A 13,147-nucleotide genomic window follows, 5' to 3' on the forward strand; every position below is an offset into this window, starting at 1 on the left:
CTAGGCTACTTATCTCCTATAGAATTCAGGAAATTAGCAGCCTAGAAAATAGTGTTTTTATTAAGTTCCCATTTTAGGGGTTCAGTGCCATAGGGTCAGGTCTTTTTTTATAAGAATTGTGTCTAAGGACACCTATATTCACACAAGTCGGGAGAAGTGTAAACAAGGGCAGCTATATTCACACAAGTTGGTAGAAGTGTAAGCAATGCTATCCATGTTCACACGAGTCGGAAGAAGTGTGAACATGGATAGCCATATTCACACAAGTCGAGAGAAGTGTAACTAAGGCTAACCATATTCACACAAGTCGGGAGAAGTGTAAACAAGGGCAGCCATATTCACACAAGTCGGAAGAAGTGTAAGCAAGGACAGCTATATTCACACAAGTCGGGAGAAGTGTATCTAAGAACACCTAAATTCACTTTTCATTTTTATTTAGCAACTTTTACAATGTGTAAGTGTCAAAGGTATTCAATGCTTCAATTGCTCGGTCTCTATCATTACTTGATTTAAAACTTAATCTTAAAGCACCCATTATATCTTCGCGCACTTCTAGTATTCTAATATTTGTTATTGAGATATGACTTTGTCCTAATATTCTTGTGACTTCGCTGATCATACCTGGTTTATCGGGGATATCTACATACAAATCAAATGTGGATGTTAGTGCACCTTGTTCTTTTATTGGTAATTGGTCTCTATATGTTTTCGCTGATTGATAAAAGTCGTGAATTAATGCTGGATTACCTTCTTGAATCAATTCTTTTGTTTGTTCCATTTGTTCTATCCAATTTTCCATTAAAGTTACGAGATGCTTTTTATTTTCTAAAGTGATGTCTCGCCACATATCAGCATTACTACTTGCTATACGTGTGATATCACGAAAACCACCTGCTGCTAATGTTTTTACATATTCAGAAACTTGTGTATTTTCTTCGTTCATATGAATTAAACTTGAAGCTATTACATGAGGGAAATGACTGACTACACCAGTTACATAATCGTGTTCTTTTGCCGACATTTTGATAAATTTTGCTTTAGTGGGTTCAAATAAATTTTTCACTTCACTATAAGCAGCTTCGTTTTCGTCTTCATCATAAATTAACACATAATAGGCATTTTCGAATAAATGTTTTTTAGAATTAATTACCCCAGATTTATGACTACCAGCCATTGGATGACCGCCAATTAAATGGATATCTTTCTTTAGTAATTTTGATTCTAATGAACTTAATCCTAATTTAGTGCTGCCTGTATCCGTAACAATTAAACCAGGTTTCGTATTAATTTCTAATAATCTTTTACCGTATTCAATTGATTGTTGTACCGGAGTAGCTAGAATAATTAAATCTGCTTCACTTGCACTAGAATCAAAATCGATTGCTATTTCATCGATTATTTTCATTGATGATGCGATATCCGAATATTTTTCAAAATAATCGTAACCGGTTATATGTATATTAGGGTGATGAAATTTAATATTTTGAATTAAACTTCCCCCGATTAAGCCTAGTCCTACTATAAATATGCGTTGCATAAAATCCCTCCAATACTTTAATAGTTTAAAGTAAGTTAGTTTATGAAATCAAGTGTTATTGCTTTATTTTTTAAAAAGTATAGAATGAAAATAAATGCAAAAGGAGTGGTACAATGACAATTAATGTAAATGAAACAGTGGAAACTATAAAAGAGCTTGTTCAAATTAATAGTCCATCTGGATTTGCTGATCCTGCAATTGAATATTGTAAAAAAATTGCCGAATCATTAAATTATGATACGAGTGTAACACATAAAGGTGGACTATTTATTGAAGTTCCCGGTAAAAATGATGATCAACAACGACTTGTTACTGCACATGTAGATACACTTGGCGCAATCGTTAAAGATATTAAAGAAGATGGTAGATTACAACTAGATCTAATTGGAGGATTTAGTTGGAATGCGATTGAAGGGGAATATTGTACAATAACTACTCAAAGTGGTAAAGAAATTACTGGGACAATTTGTTTACATGAAACAAGTGTCCATGTTTATAAAAATACTTCAAAAATTCCTAGAGATGCTGAGCATATGGAAGTGAGAATAGACGAGAAAACATTTAATCCTGAAGATACTAGAGCGTTAGGAATTGAAATTGGAGATGCAGTAAGTTTTGATCCGAGGTTTATACATACTGAATCAGGGTTTGTAAAATCTCGTCACTTAGATGATAAAGCCAGTGTTGCTATGATTTTACAATTTTTAAAATATCTTAAAGAAGAAAATGTTGAATTGCCTCATACTACTAAATTCTATATTTCTAATAATGAGGAAATTGGATATGGTGCAAATTCTAATATTTCTGAGAAGGTCGTTGAATTCATTGCTTTTGATATGGGAGCACTTGGTGATGGACAGGCATCCGATGAATATACTGTTTCAATTTGTGTAAAAGATGGTTCTGGACCATATCATGTTGGTTTAAGAAATCATTTTGTTGAATTATGTAAAGAAAATGATATTAATTATAAATTAGATATTTATCCTTATTATGCTTCTGATGCTTCTGCAGCATTAAGCGCTGGCGCAGATATTAGACACGGTTTATTTGGTGCAGGTATCGAATCATCACATGCATTAGAACGTACACATGAAGATTCAATTTTAGAAAGTGAAAAGCTTTTAAGAGCTTATTGTTTATCCAATATTAACAGTTAATTAAATTTTATAGGTTGACTTTTAAAATATAATCTCGTATAGTGATATTTAATTAATCCGAAGAAGTTATTCGGGATTTGAAAGATAAGTATCTCGTGATGATAGTAGCAAAAAGAAAGCTAATGTTTGATGTAAATTAGCACTATCCACAATGAGAGAATTGGGCTTTCAAATTTTAAATTGAATGATTTTTAAAGTGAACATAATTTTTAAATGTTAACTAAGGTGGCACCACGGTAACGCGTCCTTACAGATTGCGTATACTGTGGTGTCTTTTTGTATATAAATTTCAGTGATCATGAGTAAAATTTAAAGTAAGTAGCAAATAGAAAGTTAGTGGTTGATGAGAACTAACACACTTTAAATTTGAAATGGGGATCATGTAGTGAAAATTAAATAACTAATGAGTGAATAAGTTATAAACTTATTAATCAAGGTGGTACCGCGCATAAGCGTCCTGTTAATTTAGGATGTTTATGCGCGGTTTTTTTAATTAAGGAGGATAATCATGAATATAAAATTTAAAAAATTAAATGCTGATATTACCCCAGAAACGTTAGGGCAAATAAAAAACAAGAAAATGATTCTTGAAAGTGCTAGTACAGATCAAATGAAAGGTCGATTTTCAATTGTAGCCTTTGATGCAATTGGTAAAGTTAATTTATACGATACACACTTCCAAGTGCTATTAAATAATGAAGTACAAATTTACAAAGATACGCCATATGACTCGTTAGAAACTTTTATAAACGATATGAAACATGAAGAAATACCAGAAGAACTTAAACATTTACCTTTTATTTCAGGAATGATTGGATATTGTAGTTTCGATTTAGTGAGATATCAAAATAAATTATTACAACAATTAGAAGTGAAGTCAGATATTCCAGATGTATCATTTAATTTAGTTGAATCTGTTTACATTTTTGATCATTTTAAAGAAGAACTGTTCATTATTACTTCTAATTTATTCAGCAATAAAAATGAAGAAGATATTGATAAAGAACTTGAGCGTATGACAGATGAATTAAAAAATGTTTCACTTTTCCAAAATAAAATGAAACATCCATTAAGAGGTGAGTTAGAAACAAATATTACGGAAGAAGATTTTATTAAAGAAGTAGAATATTACAAATCATTAATTAGTAAAGGCGACATGTTTCAAGTAGTGCCTTCAAGAATATATAAGTACAAACATTATTTTGATGATAACAATAGAGAAAATTTAAAACTTCAAATTTATAAAAATTTAAAAAGACAAAACCCAAGTCCTTATATGTACTACGTAGATGATGAAGATAGAACAATTATTGGTTCTTCTCCTGAAAGCTTTATAAAAAAACAAGGCGAAGTGATTACAACAAATCCAATAGCAGGTACGAATAAGCGAGGTCAAACGGAAGAAGATGACAAACAAAATGAAATTGCATTATTAACAGATGAAAAGGAATTGGCTGAACATCGTATGCTAGTTGATTTAGGAAGGAACGATTTAAATATCATTGCTCAAACAGGTTCAGTATTCATGCCGAAGCTGATGACTATTGAAAGATTTGAACATGTGATGCACATCGTTACGATTGTTGAAGGAAAAATCAAACCAGAAGTAACACCGCTTCAAATGATAACAGCTTTATTACCTGCTGGAACTGTATCCGGTGCACCAAAAACAAGAGCAATCACTAGAATATATGAGAGTAGAAAACAAAAACGTGGTATTTATGCTGGTGGAGTTGGATACATTAATTGCAATCATGATATAGACTTCGCATTGACGATAAGAACGATGGTTGTTGATAAAGAATATGTAAATGTTGAAGCTGGATGCGGTGTTGTTTATGATTCAGATCCAAAAAAAGAATTAAAAGAAACAATGATTAAAGCTAAAAGCTTATTGGAGGTAACACCATGATACTAGTAATCGATAATTATGATTCATTCACTTATAACTTAGTAGACTTGATTGAACAATTTGATGAAGTTGTTATTCACCACCCTGATGAAACACCATTAGATTTGAAAATTGATGGTTTAGTAATATCTCCAGGTCCAGGACATCCTGATGATACGGATGAATTAAGAAAAATAATCGATGCTTATAGTGATAAACCTATTTTAGGCATATGTTTAGGTGCACAAGCACTTACTACATACTACGGTGGCAAAGTAATAGTAGGTAAAGAAGTTAAACACGGAAAAGTTGATCAAATTAACTTATTAGAGCAATCAGTACTGTATAAAGAATGTAACCAAAATTTTAATATTATGAGATATCACTCTTTAATAAGTGATGAATCGACATTTCCAAAATGTTTAAAAGTCACAGGACGAACAATTGACGCAATTCAATCATTTGAACATATAACAAGACCACATTTCGGTATACAATATCACCCAGAGTCTTTTGCTTCGGAATATGGTAATGAAATTATAAAAGCATTTGTAAATACTACAAAGGAAGGTGCAAACAATGGATACGCTCAAACAACTTATTCAATATCGTAATTTATCACAAAATGAAATGAAGGCTTTCGTAGAACTTATGATGAATGAACAGGCAGACGTTTCATTAAAAGTTGCACATTTAGTCGCTTTAAGTATGAAAGGCGAAACATCTGATGAACTTTCTAATTTAACTCAAAGTTTAATAGAAACAACATATCAACAAAGACCATATATAGAAGATAGTATTTGTGTATGTGGTACTGGAGGAGATCATTCAGGAAGCTTTAATATTTCAACTACCGCTTCATTTGTAGTTGCAGCAGCTGGGTTGAAAGTTTTGAAACACGGAAATAAAAGTATTACGTCTAAAACAGGAAGTATTGATATTTTATCCGCTTTAAATATTCATACAACACCAATTAGTGAAGCAACTAGTAGAGTGAACGAAACAAACTTAGCATTTTTAAGTGCTACAGAAACATACCCTATTATGAAAATTGTTCAACCAGTTAGAAAGTCAATACCAACTCCAACTACATTTAATTTACTAGGACCGATGATACATCCTTATAAATTAGATTATCAAGTAATGGGTGTTTATGATGATACTAAGCTTGTTATCATAGCTGAAGCATTATATAAGTTAGGTCGTAAACGTGCGATAGTCGTACATGGAGCAGGCAGAATGGATGAAGCAACGCTTTCTGGTGACAATACTATTTATGAAATTTCACAAGAAAAAGGCATTATACATTATAAAGTCAATGCGAAAGATTATGGTCTTCAAACAGCAAACAATCAAGAATTAAAAGGTGGTACACCTGAAGACAATAAAGAAATTACATTAAACATTCTGACTGGTAATGATCAAGGTCCGAAAAGAGATGTTGTTGTATTAAATGCAGCACTTGCATTATATGTTGGCGACAAAGTTAATTCTATACAGAATGGTGTAAAGTTAGCAGAAGAAATAATTGATGAAAAGTTAGCATTGAATATTTTAGAATCTGTAGGAGGAAAAGTATATGACAATATTGGATGAAATCGTAGAATATAAAAAAGGTTTACTTAATGACAACTATTATAAACAAAAATTAGAAATATTAGAAAAAGTAGATGTTCAGCATAAAACTTCATTTATAAGTCGTATAAATAATGATGATCGGTTAAATATCATAGCTGAATTAAAAGCAAAAAGTCCAACTGTATCAGACATTCCTAAACGAGATATGGCAACTCAAATTAAACTATATGAACAATATGGTGCATCTGCAATATCTATTTTAACTGATGAAAAATATTTTGATGGTAGTTATGAAAGACTACAAAGTTTGACTACAAAAACAACACTACCAATATTATGTAAAGATTTTATAATTGATAAAATTCAAATTGATTTAGCAAAACACGCTGGTGCTTCTATCGTATTATTGATTGTTAATATATTATCGAAAGCAGAGCTGAAAAATTTATATGATTATGCAACAAGTAAAGGTTTAGAAGTTCTCGTCGAAGTCCATGACAAAGCAGAACTTGAAATAGCACATGAAATTAATGCTGAATTAATCGGTGTGAATAATAGAGACTTAAAAAGATTTGTTACAGATGTTAAACATACGAATGAAATATTGACAACAATTAAACCTAATGTCAAATACATTTCAGAAAGTGGTATACGTACTATAGAAGATGTTGAAAGTATTATTGATAGTGGTATTGATGGTGCACTTATTGGAGAATCCTTAATGAAACACCCAAACTTAGATGAATTTCTACCAAGTTTACGATTACAAAAGCAAGGTGATCAACATGTTTATTAAATGTTGTGGATTCCAAGATAAGGGTTCTATTGCAACAGCAGTAAAAAATAATGTAAATGCTATTGGATTTATTACTTATCCAAAAAGTAAACGTTACGTAACTGTAGAAGAAATTGAAATGCTAAGCAAAGATATACCTGATTTTATAGACATAGTTGCAGTGGTAGTGAATTTATCATTACAAGAAATTGAAAAGTTAGTGGTAAATACTTCTATTAATACGATCCAATTTCATGGTGATGAGTCACTTGATTTTATTAAAACTGTAAAAGCAAAATATCCTCAAATTAAAATTTATAAAGCTTTACCAGCCAATGAGGAATTAGAAAATAAAATTAAAACATTTCAAAATGATGTCGATTTGTTGTTGATTGATACGCCATCTCAAAATTATGGAGGAACGGGTATTTCTTATGACTGGTCTTTATTAAATGAAATAAAAGATACACCATTTTTAATAGCAGGTGGTATCAACAAAGAAAAAATTAAACAAATAGAATTATTGAATTTAAATAACGCTGGTTATGATATATCAAGTGGTATTGAAACAAATGGTAAAAAAGATTCAGACAAAATAAAAGCATTACTAACTTATGTAAAGGGATGATAGTTATGGATAGCAATATACAATTAGAAGCAGATGAATTAGGTTTCTTTGGTGAATTTGGAGGACAATATGTTCCTGAAACATTAATGCCTGCTGTTCAAGAATTAAATGATACGTATCAAAAGTTAAAAAATGACCCAGAATTTCATAAAACATTGAATGCTTATTTAAAAGACTATGTTGGTAGAGAAACACCTTTAACATATGCTAAACGTTATACTGAAGAACTCGGTGGCGCTAAAATATATTTAAAACGTGAAGATTTAAACCATACTGGTGCTCATAAAATAAATAATGCATTAGGGCAAGCTTTAATTGCTCAAAAGATGGGGAAACGTAAACTTGTTGCTGAAACAGGTGCAGGTCAACATGGTGTAGCAAGTGCAACAATTGCGGCATTATTTGATATGGAACTCATTGTATTTATGGGTGAAGAAGATATTGAAAGACAAGCATTAAACGTATTTAGAATGGAGTTATTAGGGGCTAAAGTTGTTCCTGTAACAGATGGTCAAGGTACACTTTCTGATGCTGTAAATAAAGCACTGCAATATTGGGTGTCAAATGTTGATGATACACATTACTTATTAGGTTCTGCACTTGGTCCACATCCATTTCCAACAATTGTAAGAGATTTACAAAGTGTAATAGGGAAAGAAATTAAAACCCAAATTTTAGAAAAAGAAAATCGACTACCGGATGCAGTTGTTGCATGTATTGGTGGCGGTTCAAATGCGATTGGTACATTTTATCCATTTATTAATGATGAAACAGTTAAATTGTATGGTGTAGAAGCTGCTGGTGAAGGTGTAGACACTACTAAGCACGCCCTTGCTATTAATAAAGGTAAACCAGGGGTATTACACGGTTCTAGAATGTACTTAATTCAAGATGATAATGGACAAATTGAACTTGCTCATTCTATTTCAGCAGGGCTAGATTATCCTGGAGTAGGACCGGAACATAGTTATTATAATAATATTGGTCGCGTACAATATCCGAATGCAAGTGATAAAGAAGCGATGGACGCATTAATTAAATTTACACAATTAGAAGGTATTATACCTGCAATAGAGAGCGCACATGCTTTAAGTTATGTTGAAAAATTAGCACCAACTATGAATGAAGATGAAATTATCGTTGTAACTGTTTCTGGTCGAGGTGATAAAGATATGGAAACAATTAGAAAATATATGCAAGGTGAGGAGGGGAATCAAAATGAATAAATTATTTATCCCTTACATAATGGGTAATGAAAATTTTATAGATTCAGTTAAATTAATGGATGAAAATGGTGCAGACTATATTGAAATCGGCTTACCTTTCTCTGATCCAGTTGCTGATGGACCTACAATTATGAAAGCAGGTCAAGAAGCTATTAAACAAGGCATGACGGTAAATAAAATTATTGATCAATTAATTCAACATAAAAATAATATACAAACACCTTATTTATTTATGACATACTACAATTTGATTGATTCATATGGTGTTGAACAATTTATTGAAAGAATAGCTGAAGCAAATGTATTTGGATTAATTATTCCGGATTTACCATTTGAATTAGGTGAACGTTTTAAAGAAAAGTTACAACATAAAAATATTAAATTAATTTCTTTAATTGCGATGACATCTAGTGATGAAAGAATTAAAAAAATTGCAGAACATGCAGAAGGATTTATTTATACAGTAACAATGAATGCAACAACTGGCGATGGTAGAGGATTCCATGTAGGATTAAAAGACAAAATTCAATTTATTCAACAACATGCCAATGTTCCAGTGGTTTGCGGCTTTGGTATCAAAACAGTAAATCATGTAAAAGAAATAAAATCATTTAGTGATGGTGTAGTTATTGGCAGTGAAATAGTTAAACGTTTAGAAAATGATTCTAAACAACAAACAATAGATTATTTAAAATCTATTAGAACTGCATTAGATAAAGATTAAATAAACAAAACCCTTCTTGGAAGAAAAAGAAACTTACATCATGTATAATCGACAGTAACAAATGAAAAGGAGTGTTTCTAATGAGCAAAAAAGTACTCATAGTTGTTACAAATGAATCTCAATTTAAAGATGGTAAACCTACTGGGTTATGGCTAGAAGAAGCAGCAATTCCTTACAAAGTATTCATTAAAAATGGATTAGAAGTTGACATTGCATCTGTAAAAGGTGGTACTGTACCAATTGATCCTAATTCAACACAAAATAATGAAACAAAAGAATATCATGATGTATTAGAAAAATTACAACAAACAAATAGCATAAAAGATATCGTTTTCGAAAATTATGAAGGTATATTCTTACCTGGTGGACATGGTACTGTGTTCGATTTTCCTAATAATAAAGATTTAGAAAATATGTTAGCTTATTACAAAAATAACGATAAAGTAATTGGTGCTGTTTGCCATGGTCCTAGCGCCTTTGTGGGTGCAAAACTTCCTGATGGAAACTTTTTAGTTAATGACGTTAAATTAACAGCATTTACAGATAGCGAAGAAAAAGCAATGAATCTTGATCAAGATGTACCATTCTTACTTCAAACACAATTAGAGAAGCAAGGTGCAAGATTTGTTAAAGGCTCTGACTTTGATTCTCATACAGTTGCAGATGGTAAATTTGTTACTGGTCAAAATCCAAATTCAAGTCAAGAAGTAGCAGAAAAATTTGTAAATGTATTAAAATAATGAGAATTAAAAGGGAAAAACCTGCCATTTGGTAGGTTTTTCTTTATGAAATAATGATATAGTAATGAGTATTGTTTTAGAATAAAGAAAAAATATTGTATAATTGTAACAAATACATAAATAAGAGATTGGGAGTATTGTATACATGAAATTTACAAATTTAACAACTGGTGAATTTGAAGCTTTTACAAATAAAATGCCATATGCGCATTTCACACAAACGGTAGGTAACTATGAATTAAAAACATTAGAAGGCACTTCAACACATTTAGTGGGTGTTAAAGATGACGAGGGCGAAGTACAAGCAGCTTGTCTATTAACAAGTGTTCCAGTCATGAAAAAATTTAATTACTTCTACTCAAACAGAGGTCCAGTAATGGATTACGATAATAAAGAACTTGTAGACTTTTTCTTCAAAGAAATTGTTCCTTATTTAAAAAATAATAAAGGTTTATTCTTTAGAATCGATCCTTATTTACCGTATCAATTAAGAGACCATGATGGTAATATCAAAAAATCATTTAATCGTGATGGTTTAATAGAACAATTTGAATCATTGGGCTATGAACATCAAGGATTCACAACCGGTTTCCACCCAATCCACCAAATTAGATGGCATTCAGTACTTGATTTAGAAGACATGGATGAAAAAACACTTATTAAGAATATGGACAGTTTAAGAAAGCGTAATACTAAGAAAGTTCAAAAAAATGGTGTTAAAGTACGCTTCTTATCAAAAGAGGAAATGCCTATTTTCCGTCAGTTTATGGAAGATACAACTGAGAAAAAAGATTTTAACGACCGTGGGGACGACTTTTATTACAATAGGTTAAAATACTTTGAAAACGTTAAAATACCTTTAGCATATATTGATTTCGAAACTTATATTCCACAACTAGAAAAAGATCATGAACAATATAATAAAGATATCTCTAAAGCAGAAAAAGAATTAGAGAAAAAGCCAGATAATCAAAAAACAATTAATAAAATCGACAACCTTAAACAACAAAGGGAAGCAAATGAAACTAAACTTGAAGAAGCACTACAACTAAGAAAAGAACATGGTGATACATTACCGATAGCTGCAGGTTTCTTCATTATAAATCCATTTGAAGTAGTATATTATGCAGGCGGTTCATCTAATGAATACCGTCATTTTGCGGGAAGTTATGCTATACAATGGGAAATGATTAAATACGCATTAGACAATAATATTAATCGTTACAATTTCTATGGTATTAGTGGTGACTTTTCTGAAGATGCACCAGATGTGGGAGTTATTAAATTTAAAAAAGGTTATAATGCAGATGTTTATGAATACATTGGAGATTTTGTTAAACCAATTAATAAACCAGCGTACAAAGCATATACAACAATAAAAAAAGTTTTAAAAAAATAATGATTTTCAGTAAGAGAGGAATTTAGATAATATGAAATTTACAGAATTAACGGTTACTGAATATGATGATTTCGTATCAGACAGTCAATATGAAAGTCACTACTTCCAAGTAAAAGAAAACATCAAGACTAGGGAAAATGATGGTTTTCAAGTTGTATTATTAGGGGTTAAAGATGAAAATAATCAAGTAGTTGCTGCAAGTTTATTCTCTAAAATACCTACAATGGGTAGCTATGTATATTATTCAAATCGTGGACCAGTAATGGATTATAGCAATCTAGATTTAGTAGAATATTATTTTAAAGCACTTGAAAAATATTTAAAACAACACCAATGTCTATACGTAAAAGTAGACCCTTATTGGATTTATAATGTTTATGATAAAGATATTAAACAAATTAAAGAAGATGGTGCAAACGATGAAATTATTAACCTTATTAAATCTTTAGGTTATGATCATCATGGTTTTACAACTAAATATGACCCATCAAGCCAAGTTAGATGGATGGGTGTATTAAATTTAAAAGACAAAACTTTAGCAGAAATTAAAAAAGGGTTCGATAGTCAACGTAAACGTAATGTTAATAAAGCACATAATTATGGTGTTAAAGTACGTTTCCTTGAAAGAGATGAACTTGATATATTCTTTAAACTATATAGAGAAACTGAAGAAAGAGCAGGATTTATTTCAAAAACAGATGAATATTTCTTAAACTTTATCGATACATATGGATCTAAAGCACTTGTACCTTTAGCATATGTGGATTTAAATGAATATATCAAAACAACACAAGAAAACTTAAACGAACTAGAAACAAAACGCGATCAAATGATGGCAAAAGAAAACAAATCAGAAAAGCAAATTAAGAAAATTGCTGAAACTGACAGACAAATCGATCACGCACAAAAAGAATTACTAGAAACAAGTGAACTTATCAAAACTGATGGAGAAGTGTTGAATTTAGCTGCAGGTGTATTCTTTGAGAATGCATATGAAATAAATTACTTCTCAGGTGGATCAAGTGAAAAATACAATCACTTTATGGGACCATATATGATGCATTGGCATATGATTAATTATTGTTTCGAAAATGGTTTTGATAGATATAACTTCTATGGACTATCAGGAGACTTTACTGAAAATAGTGAAGACTATGGTGTTTACCGATTTAAACGTGGATTTAATGTGCAAATAGAAGAATTAATTGGAGACTTCTATAAACCAATTAATAAAAAGAAATACTTCTTATACAACACAATACAAAAAGTTAGATCAAAAATTAAAAGATAGATAGATTGAACTCCTTACTAAATGTAATTAGTAAGGAGTTTTAATATGTAGTATTAGCAATGGAATAAGCATAGAAAATGACGATTTTCTAAGAAATCATAAAAAAACTCATAATTAGTTTACATAATATATATTATAGGAAGTTAAGTATATTGTCATTAGGGGACCCTTTTCTATTCGTTTACTAGTATATTGATA

General features: G+C 30.8%; 12 protein-coding genes. 11 read left to right on the top strand and 1 reads right to left on the bottom strand.

Features of this window, described 5'->3' with window-relative positions:
• Positions 1–445: 445 nt before the first annotated feature.
• Complete coding sequence (locus CD129_RS10100) at positions 446–1,537, bottom strand: prephenate dehydrogenase (protein WP_107510014.1); 1,092 nt, start codon at positions 1,535–1,537, stop codon at positions 446–448.
• 113 nt (positions 1,538–1,650) lie between these two features.
• On the opposite strand from CD129_RS10100, the gene CD129_RS10105 reads away from it, so the two are divergent.
• The 11 genes from CD129_RS10105 to CD129_RS10155 all read left to right on the top strand — a co-directional run bounded on the left by CD129_RS10105 (position 1,651) and on the right by CD129_RS10155 (position 12,949).
• Entirely contained in the window at positions 1,651–2,697 is a 1,047-nt protein-coding gene (locus CD129_RS10105) for a M42 family metallopeptidase (RefSeq protein WP_107510013.1), read from the top strand.
• Between the two features lie 508 nt (positions 2,698–3,205).
• Positions 3,206–4,609, top strand: coding sequence for an anthranilate synthase component I (locus CD129_RS10110; RefSeq protein ID WP_107510012.1), 1,404 nt, complete (start codon positions 3,206–3,208; stop codon positions 4,607–4,609).
• Positions 4,606–5,202, top strand: a complete 597-nt coding sequence (locus tag CD129_RS10115; protein WP_078356359.1) for an anthranilate synthase component II — start codon at positions 4,606–4,608, stop codon at positions 5,200–5,202. Before CD129_RS10110 ends, CD129_RS10115 begins: the two co-directional genes overlap by 4 nt.
• Complete coding sequence (gene trpD, locus CD129_RS10120; protein WP_107510011.1) at positions 5,168–6,184, top strand: anthranilate phosphoribosyltransferase; 1,017 nt, start codon at positions 5,168–5,170, stop codon at positions 6,182–6,184. Before CD129_RS10115 ends, trpD begins: the two co-directional genes overlap by 35 nt.
• A complete protein-coding gene (gene trpC / locus CD129_RS10125) occupies positions 6,168–6,962 on the top strand; it encodes an indole-3-glycerol phosphate synthase TrpC (protein ID WP_115337479.1) in 795 nt (264 codons plus the stop codon). Before trpD ends, trpC begins: the two co-directional genes overlap by 17 nt.
• On the top strand, positions 6,952–7,569 hold the full coding sequence (locus CD129_RS10130; protein ID WP_078356362.1) for a phosphoribosylanthranilate isomerase: 618 nt from the start codon (positions 6,952–6,954) through the stop codon (positions 7,567–7,569). Before trpC ends, CD129_RS10130 begins: the two co-directional genes overlap by 11 nt.
• A 5-nt stretch (positions 7,570–7,574) precedes the next feature.
• Positions 7,575–8,795, top strand: coding sequence for a tryptophan synthase subunit beta (trpB, locus tag CD129_RS10135; RefSeq protein WP_078356363.1), 1,221 nt, complete (start codon positions 7,575–7,577; stop codon positions 8,793–8,795).
• Entirely contained in the window at positions 8,788–9,519 is a 732-nt protein-coding gene (trpA, locus tag CD129_RS10140; protein ID WP_078356364.1) for a tryptophan synthase subunit alpha, read from the top strand. Before trpB ends, trpA begins: the two co-directional genes overlap by 8 nt.
• Before the next feature lie 80 nt (positions 9,520–9,599).
• Complete coding sequence (locus CD129_RS10145; protein WP_107510108.1) at positions 9,600–10,259, top strand: type 1 glutamine amidotransferase domain-containing protein; 660 nt, start codon at positions 9,600–9,602, stop codon at positions 10,257–10,259.
• A 145-nt stretch (positions 10,260–10,404) separates the two neighbouring features.
• Positions 10,405–11,658, top strand: coding sequence for an aminoacyltransferase (locus CD129_RS10150; protein WP_115337478.1), 1,254 nt, complete (start codon positions 10,405–10,407; stop codon positions 11,656–11,658).
• Positions 11,659–11,689: 31 nt separating this feature from the next.
• Complete coding sequence (locus CD129_RS10155; RefSeq protein WP_115337477.1) at positions 11,690–12,949, top strand: aminoacyltransferase; 1,260 nt, start codon at positions 11,690–11,692, stop codon at positions 12,947–12,949.
• The last annotated feature ends 198 nt before the right edge of the window (positions 12,950–13,147 follow it).

It is taken from the genome of Mammaliicoccus fleurettii (assembly GCF_003970575.1).
GTDB classification, from domain to species: Bacteria; Bacillota; Bacilli; order Staphylococcales; family Staphylococcaceae; genus Mammaliicoccus; species Mammaliicoccus fleurettii.

Bases quoted from the DNA above. Each gene is read 5' to 3' on its own strand.
- CD129_RS10100 (WP_107510014.1), bottom strand. From the start codon at position 1,537: ATGCAACGCATATTTATAGTAGGACTAGGCTTAATCGGGGGAAGTTTA.
- CD129_RS10105 (WP_107510013.1), top strand. From the start codon at position 1,651: ATGACAATTAATGTAAATGAAACAGTGGAAACTATAAAAGAGCTTGTT.
- CD129_RS10110 (WP_107510012.1), top strand. From the start codon at position 3,206: ATGAATATAAAATTTAAAAAATTAAATGCTGATATTACCCCAGAAACG.
- CD129_RS10115 (WP_078356359.1), top strand. From the start codon at position 4,606: ATGATACTAGTAATCGATAATTATGATTCATTCACTTATAACTTAGTA.
- trpD (WP_107510011.1), top strand. From the start codon at position 5,168: ATGGATACGCTCAAACAACTTATTCAATATCGTAATTTATCACAAAAT.
- trpC (WP_115337479.1), top strand. From the start codon at position 6,168: ATGACAATATTGGATGAAATCGTAGAATATAAAAAAGGTTTACTTAAT.
- CD129_RS10130 (WP_078356362.1), top strand. From the start codon at position 6,952: ATGTTTATTAAATGTTGTGGATTCCAAGATAAGGGTTCTATTGCAACA.
- trpB (WP_078356363.1), top strand. From the start codon at position 7,575: ATGGATAGCAATATACAATTAGAAGCAGATGAATTAGGTTTCTTTGGT.
- trpA (WP_078356364.1), top strand. From the start codon at position 8,788: ATGAATAAATTATTTATCCCTTACATAATGGGTAATGAAAATTTTATA.
- CD129_RS10145 (WP_107510108.1), top strand. From the start codon at position 9,600: ATGAGCAAAAAAGTACTCATAGTTGTTACAAATGAATCTCAATTTAAA.
- CD129_RS10150 (WP_115337478.1), top strand. From the start codon at position 10,405: ATGAAATTTACAAATTTAACAACTGGTGAATTTGAAGCTTTTACAAAT.
- CD129_RS10155 (WP_115337477.1), top strand. From the start codon at position 11,690: ATGAAATTTACAGAATTAACGGTTACTGAATATGATGATTTCGTATCA.